The 20,680-nt window shown below is 57.7% G+C and carries 26 protein-coding genes and 1 pseudogene; 10 read left to right on the forward strand and 17 right to left on the reverse strand.

All coding sequences use genetic code 11. The features are described from left to right. The first annotated feature begins 13 nt into the window (after nt 1-13). Nucleotides 14-526: a hypothetical protein gene (locus tag N5098_RS01080; protein WP_267635825.1), complete on the forward strand. Its 513-nt coding sequence runs from the start codon at nt 14-16 to the stop codon at nt 524-526. 6 nt (nt 527-532) lie between these two features. On the opposite strand, the gene N5098_RS01085 is transcribed toward N5098_RS01080, so the two are convergent. Both N5098_RS01085 and N5098_RS01090 read right to left on the reverse strand, forming a co-directional pair. Beyond that, nucleotides 533-1,003 (reverse strand): hypothetical protein, encoded by a 471-nt coding sequence (locus N5098_RS01085; RefSeq protein ID WP_267635826.1) that lies wholly within the window; start codon nt 1,001-1,003, stop codon nt 533-535. Nucleotides 1,004-1,016: 13 nt separating this feature from the next. After that, a complete protein-coding gene (locus N5098_RS01090) occupies nt 1,017-1,331 on the reverse strand; it encodes a YbjQ family protein (RefSeq protein WP_267635827.1) in 315 nt (104 codons plus the stop codon). A gap of 95 nt (nt 1,332-1,426) precedes the next feature. Here N5098_RS01090 and N5098_RS01095 point away from each other — a divergent pair, with 95 nt between their 5' ends. From N5098_RS01095 to N5098_RS01105, 3 genes are all read left to right on the forward strand, one after another. Further along, nucleotides 1,427-2,191: a DUF2797 domain-containing protein gene (locus N5098_RS01095; protein ID WP_267635828.1), complete on the forward strand. Its 765-nt coding sequence runs from the start codon at nt 1,427-1,429 to the stop codon at nt 2,189-2,191. A gap of 71 nt (nt 2,192-2,262) precedes the next feature. Then, nucleotides 2,263-3,504, forward strand: a complete 1,242-nt coding sequence (locus N5098_RS01100; protein WP_267635829.1) for an MFS transporter — start codon at nt 2,263-2,265, stop codon at nt 3,502-3,504. A 53-nt stretch (nt 3,505-3,557) separates the two neighbouring features. Next, nucleotides 3,558-3,797, forward strand: a complete 240-nt coding sequence (locus N5098_RS01105; RefSeq protein ID WP_267635830.1) for a hypothetical protein — start codon at nt 3,558-3,560, stop codon at nt 3,795-3,797. 12 nt (nt 3,798-3,809) lie between these two features. Here the strand turns inward: N5098_RS01105 and N5098_RS01110 are convergent, their stop codons facing one another. The 6 genes from N5098_RS01110 to N5098_RS01135 form a co-directional block, all read right to left on the reverse strand. Further along, on the reverse strand, nt 3,810-4,934 hold the full coding sequence (locus N5098_RS01110; protein ID WP_267635831.1) for an acyl-CoA dehydrogenase family protein: 1,125 nt from the start codon (nt 4,932-4,934) through the stop codon (nt 3,810-3,812). Nucleotides 4,935-4,984: 50 nt separating this feature from the next. Then, nucleotides 4,985-5,308: a DUF5783 family protein gene (locus N5098_RS01115; protein WP_267635832.1), complete on the reverse strand. Its 324-nt coding sequence runs from the start codon at nt 5,306-5,308 to the stop codon at nt 4,985-4,987. A 61-nt stretch (nt 5,309-5,369) separates the two neighbouring features. Then, nucleotides 5,370-5,600, reverse strand: a complete 231-nt coding sequence (locus N5098_RS01120) for a hypothetical protein (RefSeq protein WP_267635833.1) — start codon at nt 5,598-5,600, stop codon at nt 5,370-5,372. Nucleotides 5,601-5,757: 157 nt separating this feature from the next. Next, on the reverse strand, nt 5,758-5,883 hold the full coding sequence (locus N5098_RS01125) for a hypothetical protein (protein WP_267635834.1): 126 nt from the start codon (nt 5,881-5,883) through the stop codon (nt 5,758-5,760). Nucleotides 5,884-5,991: 108 nt separating this feature from the next. Further along, nucleotides 5,992-7,410, reverse strand: coding sequence for a RecJ family nuclease (gene recJ / locus N5098_RS01130; RefSeq protein ID WP_267635835.1), 1,419 nt, complete (start codon nt 7,408-7,410; stop codon nt 5,992-5,994). A gap of 223 nt (nt 7,411-7,633) precedes the next feature. Then, entirely contained in the window at nt 7,634-7,984 is a 351-nt protein-coding gene (locus N5098_RS01135) for a hypothetical protein (RefSeq protein ID WP_267635836.1), read from the reverse strand. Nucleotides 7,985-8,319: 335 nt separating this feature from the next. Here N5098_RS01135 and N5098_RS01140 point away from each other — a divergent pair, with 335 nt between their 5' ends. Beyond that, complete coding sequence (locus N5098_RS01140) at nt 8,320-8,859, forward strand: GNAT family N-acetyltransferase (protein WP_267635837.1); 540 nt, start codon at nt 8,320-8,322, stop codon at nt 8,857-8,859. A gap of 1 nt (nt 8,860) precedes the next feature. Here the strand turns inward: N5098_RS01140 and N5098_RS01145 are convergent, their stop codons facing one another. From N5098_RS01145 to N5098_RS01170, 7 genes and pseudogenes are all read right to left on the reverse strand, one after another. Beyond that, nucleotides 8,861-9,022 carry a hypothetical protein gene (locus N5098_RS01145; RefSeq protein ID WP_267635838.1) on the reverse strand — a complete coding sequence of 54 codons (162 nt, stop codon included), beginning with the start codon at nt 9,020-9,022 and terminating at the stop codon, nt 8,861-8,863. A gap of 43 nt (nt 9,023-9,065) precedes the next feature. Then, nucleotides 9,066-9,311 carry a DUF7576 family protein gene (locus N5098_RS17665; protein ID WP_438267316.1) on the reverse strand — a complete coding sequence of 82 codons (246 nt, stop codon included), beginning with the start codon at nt 9,309-9,311 and terminating at the stop codon, nt 9,066-9,068. A gap of 541 nt (nt 9,312-9,852) precedes the next feature. Next, entirely contained in the window at nt 9,853-10,347 is a 495-nt protein-coding gene (locus tag N5098_RS01150) for a cupin domain-containing protein (RefSeq protein WP_267635839.1), read from the reverse strand. An 86-nt stretch (nt 10,348-10,433) separates the two neighbouring features. Further along, nucleotides 10,434-10,661: pseudogene (locus tag N5098_RS01155) on the reverse strand (DUF5915 domain-containing protein); the annotation flags it as partial. Between the two features lie 131 nt (nt 10,662-10,792). Beyond that, nucleotides 10,793-11,017, reverse strand: a complete 225-nt coding sequence (locus N5098_RS01160; protein WP_267635841.1) for a hypothetical protein — start codon at nt 11,015-11,017, stop codon at nt 10,793-10,795. Nucleotides 11,018-11,151: 134 nt separating this feature from the next. After that, on the reverse strand, nt 11,152-14,403 hold the full coding sequence (ileS, locus tag N5098_RS01165) for an isoleucine--tRNA ligase (protein ID WP_267635842.1): 3,252 nt from the start codon (nt 14,401-14,403) through the stop codon (nt 11,152-11,154). Nucleotides 14,404-14,457: 54 nt separating this feature from the next. Continuing rightward, nucleotides 14,458-16,542, reverse strand: coding sequence for an outer membrane protein assembly factor BamB family protein (locus N5098_RS01170; protein ID WP_267635843.1), 2,085 nt, complete (start codon nt 16,540-16,542; stop codon nt 14,458-14,460). A 108-nt stretch (nt 16,543-16,650) separates the two neighbouring features. On the opposite strand from N5098_RS01170, the gene N5098_RS01175 reads away from it, so the two are divergent. Genes N5098_RS01175 through N5098_RS01185 form a run of 3 tightly spaced genes read left to right on the forward strand, consistent with a single transcriptional unit; the run spans nt 16,651 to nt 19,191 of the window. Further along, nucleotides 16,651-17,574, forward strand: a complete 924-nt coding sequence (locus N5098_RS01175; protein WP_267635844.1) for a rhomboid family intramembrane serine protease — start codon at nt 16,651-16,653, stop codon at nt 17,572-17,574. 2 nt (nt 17,575-17,576) lie between these two features. Then, nucleotides 17,577-18,320: an endonuclease V gene (locus N5098_RS01180; protein WP_267635845.1), complete on the forward strand. Its 744-nt coding sequence runs from the start codon at nt 17,577-17,579 to the stop codon at nt 18,318-18,320. Nucleotides 18,321-18,369: 49 nt separating this feature from the next. Continuing rightward, entirely contained in the window at nt 18,370-19,191 is an 822-nt protein-coding gene (locus N5098_RS01185; RefSeq protein ID WP_267635846.1) for an SDR family oxidoreductase, read from the forward strand. 118 nt (nt 19,192-19,309) lie between these two features. On the opposite strand, the gene N5098_RS01190 is transcribed toward N5098_RS01185, so the two are convergent. Beyond that, nucleotides 19,310-19,693, reverse strand: a complete 384-nt coding sequence (locus N5098_RS01190) for an SHOCT domain-containing protein (RefSeq protein ID WP_267635847.1) — start codon at nt 19,691-19,693, stop codon at nt 19,310-19,312. On the opposite strand from N5098_RS01190, the gene N5098_RS17485 reads away from it, so the two are divergent. Next, entirely contained in the window at nt 19,629-19,841 is a 213-nt protein-coding gene (locus tag N5098_RS17485) for a hypothetical protein (protein ID WP_368407978.1), read from the forward strand. The genes N5098_RS01190 and N5098_RS17485 overlap by 65 nt on opposite strands. On the opposite strand, the gene N5098_RS01195 is transcribed toward N5098_RS17485, so the two are convergent. After that, the gene (locus tag N5098_RS01195) at nt 19,746-20,132 is read right to left on the reverse strand and encodes a hypothetical protein (protein WP_267635848.1); all 387 of its coding nucleotides are present in this window, start codon (nt 20,130-20,132) and stop codon (nt 19,746-19,748) included. The two genes, N5098_RS17485 and N5098_RS01195, sit on opposite strands and share 96 nt — an antisense overlap. A gap of 125 nt (nt 20,133-20,257) precedes the next feature. On the opposite strand from N5098_RS01195, the gene N5098_RS01200 reads away from it, so the two are divergent. Then, complete coding sequence (locus N5098_RS01200) at nt 20,258-20,680, forward strand: hypothetical protein (RefSeq protein ID WP_267635849.1); 423 nt, start codon at nt 20,258-20,260, stop codon at nt 20,678-20,680.

Consider the following 20,680-nt stretch of genomic DNA (forward strand, 5'->3'; position numbering starts at 1 on the left):
ATCCTACAACTATATGCTCCGCCAGCAACGTGATGGTACTCCTGTGGGGAGCAGCCAGCGTTCACTTGAGCGACGGACACTGCTCGCGGTTGGGGCCACGACGCTTCTCACTTCGATTACAGGCTGTACCCGCATCAGCGAATTTGTCGCTGACTACGTTGTCGGCGATGTCAATCTGTTTAATCTCTCGGAGGACCGACTGACCGGGTCGCTCGAATTTATTGGTCCCAACGGCGAGGAACTCCTTGCCGAGTCGCTTGACCTCGACCCCGACGCTGATGTGGAGAAACGCAAGCCGACGGTCATATATGAGGACGTGTTAAACAGCACTGGCCCCCATCGAATCAACCTCGAAACCGATGGCCCAAGCGACCGTGCGAACATCTCGGTCTCTGACATCCTGCGTGTTACCGACCCCGGAGAAGAGAAGGTGGTTGTCTTTTTCGGTAACAAAGTCGGTAACGAGTTCTTGACGCTATCGCTTATCGAGGACTTTGCGGAACTCGAAGACGACTTAGAGAGCTAACGCAACTTAGAGTTCGCTGAGACTGGTATGAGTCACTTGGTCAGTCTCGTCTTTCTCGAATAGCCAGACGAACACAGGGACATAACAGAGCCAGGCAAGCACGTATCCGATGCCTATGAGCATACTACGCGTGTCTACTGTGGCGATACACCCGTCGACGAGGCCGATAAGCAAGACGATACCGACAAGAACAGCGACTGATGGAGTATCGAGCCAGTCGTAGACAACACCGACGAGTGAGCCGGCGATGTAGCCGACCGCATACCGCCAAAGCGCTGCGCTGCCGACGTATAGATAAAAATAGGCCGATATTGAGGGGCCGGGGTCGATACCAGTTAGCTGGACGACCGACTCTAGTCGCCCAACAAACGAATCTTGCACGCTGAACAGACTAACGACGACGAGTAATGCCGTCAGCAGTCCAACGACGCGTCCAGCTTTCACGCCAGCGTGTGCTGGGTCGTGCTGTTCGACCATCGAGGGTGTCGACTTACGCCAGGCGGACCGCAGTTCCGTAGGCAAGTACCTCTGAGCCGCCGTTCGATATTTCCGAGCTTTCGAGCCGGACGTTGACAATCGCGTCGGCGTTCATCGACTTGGCATCCTCGACCATTCGACTGAGTGCCTCTTCACGGGCTTTCGTCAGCAGCTCCGAGTAGGCCTTGAGCTCCCCTCCGGTGAGGTTTCGGATGCTTTGCGTAATGTCTCGGCCCACGTTACGCGCTTCAACCGTGTTGCCACGCGCGATACCGAGTGACTCTTCAATCTCTTCGCCTGGCACAGTGTCTGTGTTTACAACTTCCATACGCAGCTATACGCTACAGACTATTACAAAAGTGATGGGATTGTTTCACTGCTGGCAACGATTAAGCTTTGGTTGCCGAGGCGATACGGTGTCGTGTGCAGATTGTCGGATACGAGTCAGCTCCTGTCGGCGACTCTACTGTCGCTACACTCCTGATCGCTCGTGACGGTGCTATCGAGTCGGTTTCGTTAGAGCCCGGGACTGACATTGCCTATCAACTCGGAGAGCGACACTGTGCCGGAGTGGTCGAAGATGGCGTTCACGAACCCTGCACAGCCGAGCGTGCACCCTACTGTGACCGCCATACCTCCCGCTGGGCGTGTGCGAGATGTACCGGCGACTGCAACATGCCACTGCCCACCTGTCACGAGGAACACGCCGTCTACCTCGCTGCGTTCGCGCCGGCGACGTTCAAGGTTGGCGTCACCCGGTCGTGGCGGGTAGAAACCCGCCTGCGCGAACAGGGGGCAGACCGGGCAGCCCACATTCGTACTGTCGAGGATGGGAACGTTGCCCGGCAAATCGAGGCCGATATCGCTACTGATATCTCCGACCGCGTGCGGGTCCAGACAAAAATTGAGGGGATACACCACACGGTCGATGACAGCGCGTGGACGGCCCTTCTTTCTCGGTTCGACCCAATTGAGACGTTCTCGTTTGCGTATCGTCTTGGGCTTTCAGAACGGCCTGTCGCCGAAACAATTGCCACCGGAACCGTTCGCGGAACACAGGGGCGCGTTCTCGTCTTGTCCCATGAGGGCACTACATACGCCGTTAACCTCCGGAACCTAGTTGGTTACGAACTCACCGAGGGAACAACTAGGCGTGCGCTCCAGTCGAGTTTCGCTGCTTTCCAGTGAGTGTCCTCGATGACTGCTCCGCAAACAGGAGAGTCTAAGTGTATCCGGTAGAACCACTTCACAATCCCCAGATGAGTCTGAACGCGAACGACAGGGCTATTGCCGGGTTCACCATGACCGGCCACGCGCTTGTCCACTGGTTCGAAACCTCGATTCCGATTTTCCTTGTGGTATGGCTCGCCGAATTCGATGTTTCGGTCGGTCTGTTTGGCCTGATTGTTGCGCTTGGCTACGCACCGTTTGGCATCGGTGCACTCCCCGGTGGCGTGCTTGCCGACCGGTACGGGACGAAACGGCTCATCGTCTTCTGTCTCGCCGGGATGGCCGGTTCGTTTCTTGTGCTCGCGTTGGCTTCTTCTATCTATGCAATCGCTCTCGGACTCATCCTCTGGGGTATCGCCGCCAGTGTCTATCACCCCGCTGGCCTTTCGCTAATCTCTACTGGCGTCGAGGAACGAGGAACGGTGTTTGCCTACCACGGCATCGCCGGTAATATTGGCATCGCGCTTGGTCCTTTCGTCGCCGCGACGCTGTTGATATTCTATCAGTGGGAATACGTCGCTGTGGCACTCTCTGTTCCGGGCATTTTTGCTGCTTTGTACGGACTGTCCGCCGATTTTGACCCTGTTGCTGGTGCCGATGAAATTGACGACGAAACCGACGAGCAACCCGCCTCGCTGTCCGACTTGTTGTCCAGCTCGCGTGCATTATTTGCCAGTGCGTTCGCGGTGGTCTTCGTTATCGTCTCGTTCGAGGGGCTATTTTACCGTGGCGTGTTGACCTACCTACCAGAGATTCTACAGGATATCGATGCACTGGCCAACTTCGACCCCGGCCTCGGGCTTGAAGGCATCAACCCTGGTGACTATATCTACGTTGGCCTTCTCGTCATTGGGATGGCGGGCCAATATGTCGGCGGGAAGGCGACTGACCGCGTGACTCCTGCACGCGGAATTATTGGCATTTTTGTCGTGTTGGCTACCCTCGCTGCGTTGTTTGTCCCGGTATCGAAGCGTGGAGTCGCGCCGCTGGTCGTGCTCTGTGGCGTCATCGGCTTCTTTTTGTTCGCTATCCAGCCTTTCTATCAGGAGGCCGTCGCCGTCTACACGCCACCTGAAGGCCGTGGCCTCTCCTATGGGTACACGTATCTCGGCGAGTTTGGATTTGGCTCTGCTTCTATCGCTATCGGCGGCTTTTTACTTGGCTCGTTTGACATTGTCGTCTTTTTCGGAACGCTGTCAGCGGTCGCGCTGATTGGGGCTGGCCTCGCAACCGTCCTTCTGATTCAGTACCGAGGTAGTCCGTCGAGGTAGGTCGACAAAAACAAATTCCACAGGATTTTTTCATCGGTCGTTGAACTGTCGGTATGGCTGGATTCTCGATTTCGCTGTCTCTCCCAGTTGCACTCCTTTTGGCCGCAACCGGGAGCGTCCTTATCTACCGGGATGCGACCGAACGTAGCATGCAGACCGCAGATATGTGGGCTGTCGGCTTCTTTGTCGCGTTCTTTGTCTTGCCAATAATCGGCGGGGTCATCGTACTGCTCTATTATCTGCAGAAACGCGACCCGAACTATCCACAGCCCGAGGCAGTACCAAGCACGTAGTCACGACGCCCCTCACTCAGTCAAGTGCCGGGCGATTATATCTTTCTGGATTTCGGAGGTCCCCTCGTAGATGGTTGTAATCTTGGCATCGCGGTAGTACCGCTCGACATCGAAGTCCTTGGTAAAGCCGTAGCCGCCGTGAATCTGCACAGCGTCATCAGCAACGTCGACGGCTGTTTCACTGGCGAAATACTTCGCCATCGAGGCGGCCTGTGGCGCGATGTCGTCCTCGTTTTGTCGGGCGGCGTCATGCGTGAGCAGGCGGGCCGCCTGCACATCGGTCTGCATGTCTGCGAGTTTGTGGGCAATTGCCTGATGTTCGCTGATTTGTGTGCCAAACTGCTCGCGTTCGTGGGCGTACTCGATAGAGTCGTCAAGTGCCGCCTGTGCGAGGCCGACTGCTTGGCTGGCAATAGCGATGCGACCACCGGTAAGAATCGAGAACGCCGCCTTTAGCCCTTGTCCCACCTCGGTCAAGCGGTAGGATTTAGAAATCCGAGCGTCGTCGAAAATAAGCGTCGTCGTGTCGCTGGCCCGCAGGCCGAGCTTATCCTCTTTTTTGCCCACCGTGACGCCCTCAGTGTCCATCGGGACGAGGAACTGGGTCACTGTCTCGGGGTCGTCGCGGTCCGTTTTGGCAAAGAGAATACAGACACCTGCACGTGTCCCGTTCGTAATCCACTGTTTCTTGCCATCGATGACGTACTCGTCGCCCTCGGGGCGGGCTTCTGTGGTCATCGCAGCTGGATTCGAGCCGGCGTGTGGCTCCGACAGTGCGAACGCGCCGACCGGTCGCCCCTCATTCATCTCCGGCAGCCACTCTTCTTTGTGCTGCTCCGAGCCAAACTCGGTGATACACGAGGTCGCCAGCGCGTGGACTGAGAGTGCTGTCGCCAGCGAGAGGTGGCCACGGGCGATTTCCTCGTTGATGATGCTGTATGTCACCTCGTCGGCATCGAAGCCACCGTACTCTTCGGGGACGGTCAGCCCGGCAAAGCCAAGCTTGGCAAGTTCGTCCCAGACGTCCTCGGGAAACTCTTGGTTTTCGTCGGCTTCGTCGACGACATCGGCCACTTCGTCCTCGACAAACTCACGTATCGTCTCCTGTATCAGCTCCTGTTCGGCTGTCAGTTCCATACCCGCAGTTAGGAGTCCCTTGTAGTAAACGCTGGTACTTCTCGACTGCCTTACTCTCCGGTGAGCCCGAATACCTGCTGCAACTCGGCCTCTATTTCGTCGAGATACCGGTCCAGTGTCGCCTCTAGCTTTTTGTCGTCGACAACGACTCCCTGGAGACGCGATTCTGGCTCGTCGGGTAGCTCGATGCGAAACTCGCCATCTCCCTCGTAGAACGGCTCGCTTTCGGAGAGGATTCCCTGGTCGATGGCGTGAATCAGCTCGGAGTCGTAGGCATCGTTCATCGTCTCGAACGCCTGCTTGTAGGCGCGCTGTAGCTCAGCGAAGTAGTTCGCGTACTTGTCCTCGAATTTGTCCGGGTCGAAGTCGGTCATCGGGCCCAAATAGCTGTCCGACGCTCAAATTCTTGCCGTTTGGTCTCTGGGAGAATCACAGTCACGGGTTTTGACTATGCTTTTGTGGGAGATAGATTGTGATGTAGCTCACGAAAATAACACCAAAGACGCCGCCGACGATCAAGTAATACATTGGGTCGATGTTCACAAGCGCATCGGCAATCTCTTTGATAGCACCCGCGCCGCTGGTGGTCGTGCCATAAAACTCGATATACAGCACGATGCTGACCAGCACGACGAGCACCATATCGAAGACGTCCCGCGGCCTCATTGGTAGTACTCTCTCGCCAATGCGCATTAGCTTTGCCGCCTCGCGCTTGCCGTGTGTTTTTCCGAACAACCTATCTGGTCTGTCGAACCTGAACGGACAGTCCGGCAGGCTCTGGCGTCGTGATGACTGCCAACACGACGAGCGTGTCAAATCCTTATCACACGAATTCGGGGACGCTGACCACCCAGTTGAGTACACCGAGTCCCAGCAGTGTTCCCTCGACACCGATCAAGAGATCGCCGACGACCTCTGCAGTCAACGCCGGTGTCTCCTGTGGGGTCATCCCACTGCTGAGATACGGGGTACTAAAGTGCTCTATCACCGACTCAAACCGTTCTTTTCGACACAGCGCTGATCTCTCGATATGTGACCGACCGCACGCAGCGCGGTATCAGTTGAGCTGCTCGGCGATGACCGCGTCTGCTTCTTCGAGAAATGCTTCTTCCTGTCCGGCAGGGACGGTCGCACCGGCGGCGATATCGTGCCCACCACCGTCGCCGCCGACTGCCCGCGACGCCGTTTTCATCACTGTCGACAAGTCAAGCCCGCGGCCGACAAGCCGACCAGTCCCGCGTGCGGAGACTTTCATTTCCTCATCGTTTTTTTGCGCGAAGGCAATAATCGGGCGGTCAGGGTCAACGCCATCAGTTCCGAGTGCCATCCCAGCGACGATACCAACAATCGTCTCGCGTATCTCTCCGCCAGCGTCGAAGTACTGGAGGTGTTCGGTCTGCTCGACACCCTGCTTGCTGACTTTATCGAGGCCCTCCGAGAGGTTGCGGCGGTGGTTTTCTAGCAACTTGCGCGCTTGGTCGAGTGCTTCGTCTCTGTCGCCGAGACAGACTGCGAGTCCTACGTCGGCTCGCTCGTATCTGGCCGTCGCGTTCAGTAGCGTTGAGAACTCGCTTGCATCTCGCAACTCGGAGCCTTTTGACTCGTCTAACAGGCGGTAAGTGGTTCCGACAAGACGCTGGGCCTTCGCCGAAGGGACGCCACGCTCAAGCGCCCGTTGGAGTAATGCGCTGGTGACGGTCTGTTTCTCGTCGGCACTCAGATCGACCCACCGCCGCCACCCCCCGTCTGTCTGCAGGTCAACATCGAGTTCCTGAAGGAATGCCACCGCACCCTGTTCATCGTTCGAAATTCCCGGAATCCGAACGTCGTTTCCGTATTCGAGAAGTTTTGGTAGCGGTCGCGTTTGAGTGCCATACAGCGTGAGGTCGGTTGCCTCCTCAACGACGCCCGCCTCGGCTCCGTCCGCGACGATGGCCTCGTTTGCACCGACGAGTTCCCCATCGACGGTCTGCATGTCCCCGACCGCACCGACGATGGCCAGTGCCGCGAGGTCGCGGTTGTCCGGGCTGTCCTCGCCCGTCTCGGCAAGTGCTCGCGCGAGGACGTAACTCGCCCCGGCTCCCGAAAGTTCCGAGGCCCCGTCGATACCCTCAAGCAGCGGGTTGAGGTGGAACTCCGTCGTCGCATCGGCAGGCTGGTGGTGGTCGGCGATAACCGGCTGGAAATCGCCAGCATGTTCGTGGTCGGTGATGTCGTCCAGTTGGCCGCTTCCGAAGTCTGTAAAGAGGACCGTGTCGTACTCGCGGGCCGCAATCGACGCGATTTCTTCCTCGTCGAGCTGTTTCTTGAAGACGACTTCGTGGGGGAGTGCCGCGCGTTCGAGTGCCGTCGAAGCGATGGCAGCGCTGGTCAGTCCATCGGCGTCGATATGGGAGGCGAGCAGGACTGACTCGGCGTCGTGAAGTCGGCGGGCACAGGCTGTGGCGCGCTCGTCGAGGTCCGGTACTGGTCCCATCACGACCGAGTTGGTGCGGCTTCGGGCTTAAGCTTGCGGTCGCAGGCGCGTGTAGCAGAGAATCTGACCGGCCAGGCGTGAGAACGGCAAGAACGGCCGCCCCTGGTGGAGAAACTCTCCCAGAGACGTTCACAGAAAGGCACGCTCTGTGCCTCGTCGAGAAGCGGTCAGTACAGTGGATGTAGCCAGCAGAACAGTCGTGTATACCGGTACCCTGGGAGACCTAGATTTGAATTGACTGCTGGAGCATTCGGTATTTCCGACGGTAGACGAGCAGATACATACCCGGGAGAAAGACAATCAGCATTACTCGTATCTGTGAGAATGGGCCAGGCGGTGTCAGAATGGCGGCTAAGAGAAATGCACCGAAACTAGCACTGGCCCACGTTGCAAGAACTCGGTCGAGCCTCGTTGTCGTCTCACGTTTTTTAAGACCTGCATTTCGATACCGTTTGTAGAGATAGTATGGCAGTCCAACTGGTGTAAAGACCGATACCAATGCCCATGTATAGGGCTGTTTACTCCCGCGAGCGCGAGCGTCCCGGATGACCCACAAACCGAGTGAGAGCACCATCAATACATAATAAAGTATCATCTCCGTGCGTATGGCTTTAATTTCTCCGATCATAACTGGTCTTAGCTGTGATGATAGCTCCACCGTGTATAGAATTACCGACCAGAGATCAATTCACTAATTGATATGAGTTGTGCACCTTGCGTAATAGTATAAATATCGGCCTATATGATATTTCACTCAGCAGTCAATACACAGTGCAAGTGAGCAATTGGCTTGTCCCAACTGACACACTCATCTCGGACGTTGTGTGATAGACTCACTTGTATCGATACTGTGATAAGTTCTGACACACCCGAGCAACATCTTTTATACCGGGGCGTGTAGCCGGTCGTATGCCAGGACCAGTGTTCCTTGACGGCGACAGCATCGAGTTACGAACAATAGAGGAGGAGGACCTCGATTTCCTGCAGGAGGGCGTCAACGACCCCACCGTTTGGCGGGCGATAGGCCGGGCGGACCCGGTCAACGGCCCACAGCAACGAGATTTCTTCGAAAGCGTCGTCTGTGAGGGCGACGGCGTCAACTTCATCGTGGCCGCCGACGGCGAGCCGACCGGTACGGTCGGACTTGGTCCCAAGCAGGCCGAGACTCATAGTGCAGAACTGGGGTACTGGATGCATCCCGGCCACCGCGAGCAGGGCTACTGTGGCGAGGCAGTCGCACTCCTGACGGATTACGGCTTCCAGCAGCGCGGCTATCACCGTATCTGTGCGCGTGTCTTTGAGTTCAACGACGCCTCGCAGGCCCTACTCGAATCGCTCGGATTTGAGCGCGAGGGCATCAACCGCGAAGCGGTGTTCGTCGACGGCGAGTACCAAGACACTCTCTGGTATAGCCTGCTCGCCCACGAGTGGGACTCGACCCGGTGGTAGCTCAGAGGACGAACAAGAACACCACGAGCCCAAGAACGAGGAGGACACTCCCGTAGACGATGAGACTAACGATGAACGATGCGATTTTGAACGGGAGGAGTACCAGCTTGACCGGGAGGGTGACTAGCTTCCAGAGCGTTTTAAGCAAACTTCCAAGCATCATCTGCGGTTCGACTGCTCAGCATATAAAACATCAGTTAGAACAGCTACTCGTGCTGTCGCGACAGGCACGTCTCACTACAGAAAATGAACTCGTTGATTGTTCCACTCCCATCTCGAACAGTGAGACACTTATGACGGCATTTCAGCTCAATACTCTTGCCGCAGGCTTCACAGGTGGGTCGGGTGCTCGAGTCCAGAAGGATACGGGTTGATACCTGTCCGCTGTCGGCGTGTAGTTCGCTTGCGGCGCGGTCAGTTCGTCGGTTCGCGGCTGGGTTGTGTGCAGACATCTGTGGTGGTCGATAGAGACAGTTAGGGAGCAGTGCAAACGAGTTGCCGGGGTATCGGTAAATGTTACCCTGGTACCCGGCTACCGTGCGCCTTGGGAACGTCGTCCCGGTGAGGGCGCGATTACTGTGTGAAACGTGTAAAACGTTTCGAGAGTGTGAAAAAGCGAATAATTGTCGCTGCAGTAGCTGACGCGGAGTCGGTCTGCGTGCTGCGCGCGGCGGCCAGACGGTGGCCCAGCAGTGTCATATTACCACAGCATCGGTAGAGAAACATAAGGTTTGTGCTACACAACCGGTGTAAGCCCCCTATCTGGGGTCTGCAGCGTCATATCGTCGACACCACGACGAACGCGAAAACTTTCAACAGTGCTCCGGTTCCAACCCCAAGAGAACCGCCGTACGGAACTGACATATCTTGTCGTCTCCCACCGATTGCACTGTCGCCTGCGAACAGTGCCGTGATAGCTACCAATCCAAGCGGGCGTTGTACGACTTTTCGGGTGCATTACACGAACGGAGATGCTGTCCCAAACTTGCCGCGTCACGGAACCGTCCCGTCCATCGACCCGCGGTACCACCGTCCCGTCTCCTTTTGGCAGTTAGTGCAGTAGGCGACGACTGATTCTCCGTCTTCACCGCCTTCCAGCTGGCTGTCCGTTCGCTCACCGCAATCTGAGCAGTGTCGTAACGTGACCTGCTCGCCGTATTCAAGAGGCGCACCGAGCGCAAGCGCACGCACTAGCTCGCCGCTACGATTCCAGCCGCGCTGGAACTCCTCTCGGTCGAACCGAATAACCTCGCCCGCGGCAACCTCAACGGAGCCGCCTTCGGTCTCGAACGTTGCCGTCCCAGCGAGCACGTAAAACGTCTCTTCTTGTACCTCATGGTTGTGATAGGCAAAGGCAAAGCTATCGCCGGGTTCGAGTTCGTAGTAGTTGAGAGCAAGGTCAGTCAATCCCAGTGGCGCGGTGAGACTCCGCATCACTGCCGCCGGCTGGATGCTGTTTTCGACGTCGTCGACACAGACTTTCTCCATACCCTCCGTACTCGGCAGACGAGTAAAAAACGAGGCGGGTGTGTATATCGGCTCAGACAGTCGCCTCGCTGAGCGTGGCTATTGAGTTACGTCGTTACTTCACTTACCGGCTTGATTGCGATTTCCATTTCGACGCCTTCGACGGTCCAGGACTCGCGGTGACCGTCTTCGAGGGCTCCAAAGTCGGCGGCTCTGACTTCCTGTCCAATCAGGGCCTCGTGTTCGCGGACGAGGCCAGCGACGCGGTCGTCTTTCACGTCGAGGTCGACCTCGATTTCTTCCTCGATATCGAGTTCGAGGTTCTTGCGCATCTCGCTGCCACCTTTTTCTTCGTCGTGTTCCCTCGCTCGCTGCGGGAACCGCTCCTCGAAAAACGTGGGTGAAAAATGCTGCTCGCGGGCACAGCCCGCTCGCAGTGAACCACGCCGAAGGCGTGGATATCGACCTAAGCCGTCGCTTCGCTCACCGGTTTGATTGCGATTTCCATTTCGACGCCTTCGACGGTCCAGGACTCGCGGTGACCGTCTTCGAGGGCTCCAAAGTCGGCGGCTCTGACTTCCTGCCCAATCAGGTCCTCGTGTTCGCGGACGAGGCCAGCGACGCGGTCGTCTTTCACGTCGAGGTCGACCTCGATTTCTTCCTCGATATCGAGTTCGAGGTTCTTGCGCATCTCGCTGCCACCTTTTTCTTCGTCGTGTTCCCTCGCTCGCTGCGGGAACCGCTCCTCGAAAAACGTGGGTGAAAAATGCTGCTCGCGGGCACAGCCCGCTCGCAGTGAACCACGCCGAAGGCGTGGATATCGACCTAAGCCGTCGCTTCGCTCACCGGTTTGATTGCGATTTCCATTTCGACGCCTTCGACGGTCCAGGACTCGCGGTGACCGTCTTCGAGGGCTCCAAAGTCGGCGGCTCTGACTTCCTGCCCAATCAGGTCCTCGTGTTCGCGGACGAGGCCAGCGACGCGGTCGTCTTTCACGTCGAGGTCGACCTCGATTTCTTCCTCGATATCGAGTTCGAGGTTCTTGCGCATCTCCTGGACGCGGCGGATAACTTCACGGGCGTAGCCCTCACTTTCGATGTCCTCGGTGAGGTCGGTATCGACGTAGACGACGCCGGTCGAATCCAGTGCCTCGAACTCGGTCGCGGAGACGCCGTCCGGCGTCTCGGTGACGACTTCGACCATTTCGTCGGTCAGCTCTACGTCCATGCCTGTCTCGTCCTCAACGGCAGTTTCCAATGCATCAATCGTCGGGTCGTCGACGCGTGCCCCGTTGAGTGCGTTCATCACGGGACCGGCATCTCCACCGAAGGCCGGCCCAAGTTCAGACATATCTGCAGTCGCGGAGTAGCGAATCTCGCCCCACTCGTCGTCGGGACCGAGTACACGGACGTTCCGTGTATTGAGCCGCTCGGACACGAGGTCAGCCTGTGCCTCGACCGCCTCGGCCAGCGTCTCGCTGCCCGTGTCGACGACGACTTCCGGAACGGGCCAGCGCAATTTCCGCTCGGCCTGCTGGCGGGCGTTCGAGCCAGCCTCCTCGACAGCCCGCACGACAGTAATCTCATCTTCGAGCTGTGGGTCCTGAAGCGCTGTGTCGGGCTCGGGCCAGTCGGCCATATGAACTGTCGGATGCCCAGTGTCGCCAGTGAGCGCGCCGTAAAGCTCTTCGGCAACGAGTGGCGCAAACGGTGCCATCAGCGTAACAGTCTCTTCGAGCACACGGTAGAGCGTTGCGTAGGCTGCTCGCTTGGAGGGTGAGTCAGCTTCGTCCCACATCCGCTCACGGACTACCTGAACGTAAAAGCGGGAGACATCTTCGACGATGAACTCAAGCAACTCTTCGACCGCATGGTCGTTTGCGAACCCTTCAAGCTCCTCCGTAACCGTCTCGACGGTCGTAGCGAGCCGTGATAGAATCCACTCGTCGGCGAGTTCAAGGTCGTCTTCGACCGCATCGATGCTCGTCGTTGCAGGGTCGAAGCCGTCGGCCTGCATGTACGGCAACGGGAAGCGGACGACGTTCCAGAGGATGTTCAGTTGGCGTTGCATCTTCTGCGTTCCCTCCCAGGAGAACTGCATATCCTCGCCACGAGGGTTGACCGACAGAAGGAACAGTCGCAGCGGGTCAACACCGTGTTTGTCGATAACGTTATGCGGGTCGATGCGGATATCCTTGGATTTCGACATCGCGCGGCCATCCGGCATCAGCGCGTGGCCGTGCATTAGCAAGTTGTTGTACGGCACTTGGTCGACTGACACTGTCCCCATCCCAAGCTGTGACCAGAACCAGCCACGGGTTTGGTCGTGAGCCTCGATGACGAGGTCTGCCGGCCAGAGGTCGTCGTGTTCGGTCTCGTCGCTTGGGTAGCCAAGCGTTCCCCACGAGGCGACCGAGGAGTCCAGCCAGACGTCAAACACGTCGGGGACGCGCTTGTAGATGATGCCATCTTCGGTGATAGTCAGGTCGTCGACGGTCCCTTTATGAAGGTCGACGGTTTTTGGGTCAATCTCTTGGTCGACGCGCTCGGCGAGTTCCTCACGGTCGCCAACAACGATAGCGTCGTCCATGCTGCCACTCCAGTCTATCGACTTGCCGTCACTGGTTTCTGTCGGCAGCCAGATGGGAATCGGGATACCCCAGTAGCGCTGGCGTGAGACGTTCCAGTCGGGAGCTTCTTCGACGAAATCCCGGAAGCGGTTCTCCCGTGCCCACTGGGGGTTCCAGTCGCTCTCTTCGATGTTTGCCAGCAGGTCCTCTTTGACGTCCGTGACGGTGATGAACCACTGGTCGGTAACCATCTGAACGATACCGGTGTCACACCGCCAGCAGTGGCCGTAGCTGTGTTGGGTCTCGTCAGCCTGAAGCATCAGCCCCTTTGCTTCGAGGTCGGCGATAATACCATCATTTGCGTCACGGACAAACTCACCCTCGTACGCCCCGGCGGCCTCGGTGTAGACGCCATTGCTCTCTATGGGACAGAATATATTGAGGCCAGCTTCCTCACCGCGGGCGAAGTCTTCCTCACCGTGGCCGGGCGCGGAGTGGACCAGCCCTGTCCGGTCGGCTTCAACGTAGTCAGCGGTATAGACCTGGCACGCACCCTCGGAGTCAGGGTGGTCAGGTACTTCCGTTGCAAGTGGGTGGTCGTACTCCCAGCCGACCATCTCGCTGCCCGTGATTTCCTCGATAATTTCGAACTCCTCGTAGCCGCCTTGTTCGACGACCTCCTCGACGCAGGCCTCGGCAACCCAGAGGTCTTCTTCGGTGCCATCAGCGGCGGTGACACGGACCTGTTGATATGCCAAGTCGCCGTCGACAGCGACGAACGTGTTTGCCGGTATCGTCCACGGCGTGGTGGTCCAGATAACGAGGTAACTGTCGCGGTCGCCTCCGGATTGGAGTGGGAACTTGACGTAAATCGAGGGGTCGTGCACGTCTTCGTACTCAACCTCGTTTTTTGCGATAGCTGTCTCACATCGGGGGCACTGCGTAATTGAGCGCTGGCCTTGCTCAACGAGGTTACGGTCGTTAGCCTGCGAAAAGCCCCACCACGCGGCTTCCATGTACTCCGGTTCGACCGTCCGATACGGGTCGTCCCAGTCCATCCAGACACCCATCGACTTGAAATCTGCCGTCAGCTGCTGGAGGCTGTCCTCGGCGAACTCGCGGCAGTCGTCGACGAAGTTGTCGACACCGTAGTTCTCGATGTCTTTTTTATTCTCGAAGTCGAGTTCTTCCTCAACTTTCGTCTCGATTGGCAGACCGTGCATGTCATAGCCCGGCCGGTCGTAGACATCGTGGCCGCACATCCGCTTGTAGCGGACATAACAGTCTTTGAGGCTCTTATTCAGGGCGTGCCCCATGTGTGCCGAGCCAGAGGTGTACGGCGGTCCGTCAAGGAAGTAGTACGATTCCTCGTCGGCCCGGTGTTCTTTGGTCCGTTCGTAGGCATTGACGGCTTCCCAGTGGTCGAAGACACGGTCCTCTACCGCATCGGGGTCGTACTGGTCGCCGACCTGGCCGAACCGGCTGTTGTCCGTTGCGTCATCGCTCATATCTGTTTCAACTGTTCGCCGGGATTAAATGAGAATCGATTGTGGTACCGGTGGTCACGGTTCGGTTAGCGCGTAGATGGTCCCGTCATCACTTCCGACGAACACGGTGTTCGAGACGACAGCCGGTGAAGAGACGACTGGGCCGTCCGTTTCGAACCGCCACCGTTCGGTCCCGTCGGCGACATCCAGCGCGTAGATACCATTCTGGCCACCTGTGTAGACCGTATCTGAGACGACCGCCGGTGAAGAGATAATCTGACGGTCTACCGTAACAGACCAACGCTGCTCGGCGGTGTTGCTGTCGATAGCGTAGACTTTTCCCCCGAGTGTACAGATATAGACGGTGCCTCCTTTGTAGTCGGTAACCGCGGGTGAGGCAGTGATGCCGTCGTCCGTTTCGAACCGCCAGCGCTCGCTCCCATCGGCCGTATTGATGGCGACGAGATCGCCGTCGCTTTTCCCAACGTAAACAGTCTCATTGGCGACGGCTGGCGAAGAGTTGGTGAAATCCTCCATTTCGAAGAGCCATCGCTTGCTCCCGTCGCTCGTATCAAGTGCAATCACTCCGTGAGTTCGCCCATCCCAAGAGACGTTCTCATCAGGCATGTTGTCGACGCCACTCACGTACAGTGTTTCACCGTTTAGGGCCCCTGTGAGACTCGTTATTGCTGCCTCTTCGCTTGTCCATTGCCTGTCTCCTCCGAGTTCGAAGGCAGTAATCCCCTTAGCCCCGGGAACGTACAGCGTATTACCACCAAGTACCGGCGTTCTGTACTGGCTCTGAGATATTTCTCGCCGCCAGCGTTCGGAGCCGCCTTGCAGGGTGCGTGCGACGACTGCACCTGGCTGACCCTCTCTTTTCTCAATGAGATACACGAGGTTGTCCTCGATAGTGGCACTGATAAAGCCCATCTCGGCTATTTCCTCGCGCCAGCGCTCACTTCCAGTGGCCGTATCGAGTGCGTAGGCTGTGCCAATAGAACTAGTAATGATAGCTGTCTGTTTCCCGACGACAGGGGAGGCGCGAACCTCCGCGGTAGCATCAACCGACCACGCCTCGGTGATGCCTTCTGTTGGCCCCACGGCATCCGGGGCGTAGCCGGTGTTTGCCCTATCGTACCGGAAGGTTGGAAACGTCTCGGCTTCTGACCCGAGCAGACGCCGGGTGGCAAACCACGCGCCGCCTGTTGTTGTGGCGACACTGACGCCGAGCGCACCAAGAACGGTGCGGCGACTGACGCCGCCGTTGTCGCTACTCTGGCTTGTCTCCCAGTCGTCGTGCTCCGGTGTGTCGACAGCACCGAGACCCGTGTTTGTCTCACCGCGCTCTGCAGATCGATGTTCGGGTTCGGGTTTGGGGTCGGGGTCGGGTGCTGGCTGGCTTTCGAACATCAACGCTCGCTTGAACGCATAGGGGCTGTCGTATCGCTCTCCTGGGATTGATTCAAGCGCGGTATCGATGACGGCCTCGAATGCTGCCGGTAGTTCACTGTTATTCGGTGACCGAGACTGCTCATCGCGGTGTGTCTCCTCTCCATCATCGGCTGGCGGTGTGGCAGTCACGGCATACGATGCAAGCGCGCCAAGCTGGAAGACTATATCCCGACCCGCAGACGCCTCCTCTTCGCCAGTGGCTGGTGGAACATAGGGTGACTGGTCGGGTAATTCGGCTCGCAGGGGCCAATCGAGTCGGGAACCTGAGATCTGTGTCTCCCCTGAGTTACCGGCGAGGATGCGAATATTAGTCGGTTCGACCGGTATCCTCCCCTCAGTGGCTGTCACTTTGCGGAGTGCCTCGGCGATTGGTGCGATTACTGTCCGAGCATCTTCCGGCGAGAGCGGTGCAACGTCAGGCAACGGGGCTCCTGTTGTATCGACTGCCAGCCATGGTCGCGGTGTCTCTCCGCTAGCATGGACAGTGGTAAGAGCATGGTGTGTGCTGTGTGCCGACCACGCCTCGAAGCGGTCAGTCACCATAGCGCGTGTGTCGGGCAACGCGTCAGGGGCGGGGGTAACGATGCGGACTCGACTCCCGTCAAGGCGTGCACCATAGACGTGATATGTCGAACCTATGTGGAGGGATTCAGCAGCTTCGACGCCGGGCGCGTCGTGAGCAAAACGGGCGGCATAGTCGGACATCTATCGATAGTTAGAGGGGTATACATTTCAGCGTATCGCGTGGTGTCGATGTACGAATCCTGCAAACAAGCACAATCCCTTTGCCACCACCCTCCCAATGGTCGGGCAATGGCGGAGTGTGATATTTGCGGCCAAGAAGAGAGTATGCCGTATCACTGTCGCCACTGTGATGGGACATACTGTGGGGAGCATCGGCTCCCCGAGAACCACAACTGTCCCGGGCTCCAACAGTGGGAACAAGAAGGAGCCGTCTTCGACAGTGGCTTCGACGATACGGTACTCGACGACGAGCAAGACGATGAGGGATTGGCAGGGTCACTTGGTATCGACACTGGTCCCGGCGGCCCGTTGGCGTACTTCCGGGGAAACATGACCTACCTCATGCTCCTGTTGATGGCTGTGACGTATCTGAGCCAACTTGTGGTGCTCTTCACCTTTGGTAATAGTCTTCACGATACACTCTTTGTGTTCTCACCAGAGCACCCGCTGTATGTGTGGACGTGGGTTACGTCTATTTTCGCCCACTCGCCGGCTAGCTTTGTCCACATCCTGTTCAACGGTATCGTCATCTACTTCTTTGGCCGACTGGTCGAGCAGTACATCGGCTCTAAAGAGTTTGCAGCCCTTTTCCTTGCCAGTGGAATCCTCGCAGGAGCTGGGCAGGTACTCTATCAAATTATTATCGGAAGCGGTGGTCCCGGCGTCGTCGGCGCAAGTGGCGCAGCGCTTGCTCTTATGGGTGTGTTGACGGTACTGAAACCCGACCTAACGGTCTATCTCTACTTCATCATCCCGCTGCAAATCTGGATACTAACAGGGGGAACCATCGCCATTAGCGTCTTGCTCGTTCTCACCGGCGGTTCTGGCGCTGGCGGTATCGCTCACGTCGCCCACCTTGGGGGCGTTCTCATTGGGCTCGCTTACGGGTACCACGTCAAAGACCGCGTCCGGTTACCCGGGCAGTACCGATTCGGCGGCGGCCCCGGTGGGCCAGGTGGTTCCCGGCCGCCGGGTCCTGGCCGGCGACCGTAACCGTGTGGCCCGTTCGCCCCGAGTTCGTTCCCGACCCGGCGCTCAGCCGCGACGAGATGGAGACACTCCAGCACGATATCGCAGCAGCCGCCAACTTCTCTGACGACAGCGAGGATGACAGTCAGCGACCGACACCCGAGGAGGCTCCTATTGTTGCGGGCGTTGACCAGGCATTCGACGACGAAACAGCAACGAGTGCTCTCGTCATCATGCAGAGTGGTGAGGTCATCGAGCGCGTCCATGCCACGGAGCCCACAGAAATCCCGTACATTCCGGGCCTGCTAAGTTTCCGGGAAGGTGGTGCAATTCTCTCGGCGTTCAAAGAACTCGAGACCGAGCCAGACGTCGTACTCGTCGACGGCAGCGGCCGGATTCACTTCCGTGAGGCTGGGCTGGCAACGCATATTGGTGTTACACTCGATATCCCAACTGTTGGCGTTGCAAAAAGTCTGCTCTGTGGGCAGCCCCGAAGGTCACTGTCGGAGCCGTTACCTGAAGGGACACGCGTCGCAATCGAGGCTGACGGCGACGTGACTGCCCCCGAGGGCACAGTCATCGGTCATGCAGTCCAGACACGCCAGTATAACTCCGATTCCCGCTATATCAACCCACTGTACGTCAGTCCTGGGCACCAAGTGAGTGCCGAGACCGCCGCCGATATCGTCGAGAGCCAGAGCTCCGAGTACAAGCTACCGGAGCCGACACGGCTGGCCGACAGCTACGCTGGTGAGCTGACGAGGCGTTGACGACTGAAGACCGTGGACAGTTAACTGTGGGCCGCCCGATAACACGGGTATGACAGACGAGACGGTACTCATCACGGGCTGTTCTTCGGGTATCGGCCGGGCAACAGCTGAACTGTTTCTTGACGACGGCTGGACGGTGTACGCGACCAGCCGGAACGCAGACGACATCACCGACCTCGCCGACGACGGTGCACGAACTGACGCGCTTGACGTAACCAGCAACGACGATGTCGCCCGTGTTATCGACCGTATCGACGACGAAATAGGGAGCCTCGACTGTCTGGTCAACAACGCGGGCTACGGTCTCTACGGCCCGCTCGAAGACATCCCCGCCACGGAACTTCACGACCAGTTCGACGTAAACGTCTATGGGCCACACCGACTCATACGGGCTGCTTTGCCGCTGTTACGAGTGGCTGAAGGGACTGTCTGTAACGTTTCAAGTGTTCAAGGCCGACTGTCGGTGCCGGGCGGAGGGGCCTACTCCGGCTCAAAATTTGCTCTGGAGGCGATGAGTGACGCACTTCGTGCGGAAGTCGAGCCTTTCAACGTGGATGTCGTCCTCATTGAACCGGGTCCTGTCGAGACAAACTTTCAGGAGCGCGCCGGCTCGGAAGCTGACGACCTCATTCCCGGCAACGAGTACGACTGGGTGTATGAATCAATCGAGGACTCGACGACGGTTTCGGGCTCACTCCCAATCACGTCCACACCTGAGGAAGTGGCGACGACCATCCACGACGCGGCTTCGGTGTCAGCCCCGGAGACGCGCTACCCTGTCGGACGGTTTGCCCGACTGGTCGTGAACACGCGACTCCTCCCAGACCGCGTGCGTGACGCGGTCTTTGGGCTTGTCCGGCGTTTCGCCTGAATAACAGCTCATTCTTGACTGTACTCACATGCCAAGTAAGTCGACACTCACCTGTGCTGGGTGCTGATTCCTCTTTTTTTTTACGAGGAAATGGCTAAAAGAGGGACAGCTACCAGTCTCAGTGTTGTTCCTCAGACGAGGATAGCTCCTGTTTGTCGGCAGTTCCTTCTTTGTCGACCTGCCGGTCCGAGTCAAGCAGTGTGTCGAGCTTTTCCTCAAACGCTTCGTCGCTGAGTTCTCCAGCAGCGTAGCGCGCCTTGAGTGTCTCGTGTGGGTCTCTCTGTTCGGGTTTGTCACGGAGCCGCCGCCATCTTCGAACAATCCATCCACCGAAAAATCCAAAAACAAGGAGTATGACGCCGAAGGGAACAACCCAGTGGACCACATCAAAGACTGCGAGTGCGCCGTATAACAGAATCATATCAGCGCCGAACGCGATGAACAAGCCAAACATTTCCTGCGTAATGATCGACTCGTTCTCATACGATTCTGTCTCAGACATGGTTAGCCGTTCGGTTATCAACTACAAAAATATAACCAAGATTATACACAAATCACGGACGTTCCAGTCGATAGCGAGTTGTCGGCTCTCCCTCGAACCGTGGTCCCGGGCCAACCTCTTCGAAGCCGGCCTCGGAGACAGCATTTAGAAGCTCTGTCTCGTTATCAAGCGTGAACAGTTCGATATCCATGCCTTCGGTCCGGGCAAACCGAATTGGTTCGTCGAGCAAATCAGCAAATACTGCTTGTGTCCCCTCAATCTGGGTCACGTACACTGTCTGCTCGCGAGCGTCGAAGCTAACAAAACCAGTTACGTCTTCGCCGTCCTCGGCGACGCGAACCGTCCGGTCGTGGACAAGGTTGCGCATGACATCCTGTGGCGCGTCGGTTAACGACGCCATCCGTTCGGCGTCGGCCTCAACTGCGTCCCGAAGTTCCATACGTTCCATTCTGCCGCGATTCAATTAAATCCTCGTGTGAAGGGAGTCATGGCCAGTCAGACCGACCGACAAATGTCAGGAAATACTGGCATACATTTTTTGCTCGTGCGGTTAGAATACCAGATATGAACCTCGGTAAGCTTCTGCTCTGGGTGGTCCTTGGTGTCGTGGCCCTGGCAGTCGTCAACGTTGTCGTCGCGGCGGTGTTTGCGGCCATTGGCTTTCTCTGGTCGCTCATCACAACCGGTGTGACACTTGCTGTCGTTGCTGGTCTCCTGTATGGTGTCTACCGGTTATACGACCTCGTTAGCGGGGGAGATAAGGGGCAAAGCGCGAACAGTGGAGGGTACGACATCAGTAGCTCGCGCAACTCGTCGTTATCAACAAGCACGGAGTACGGTGGTTCGGCCAGTGGGGTTGACGACCTGCAACAGCAGTACGCCAACGGTGACATTTCGGAAGCCGAACTCGAACAGCGCCTCGAACAGCAGATGGCCGACGACGACCTCGACAATATCGACCGAGAACTCCAGCGCGAGCGTCGTTAA

Origin of the sequence: Halovenus rubra, assembly GCF_026586665.1 — an archaeon.
Taxonomy (GTDB): domain Archaea; phylum Halobacteriota; class Halobacteria; order Halobacteriales; family Haloarculaceae; genus Halovenus; species Halovenus rubra.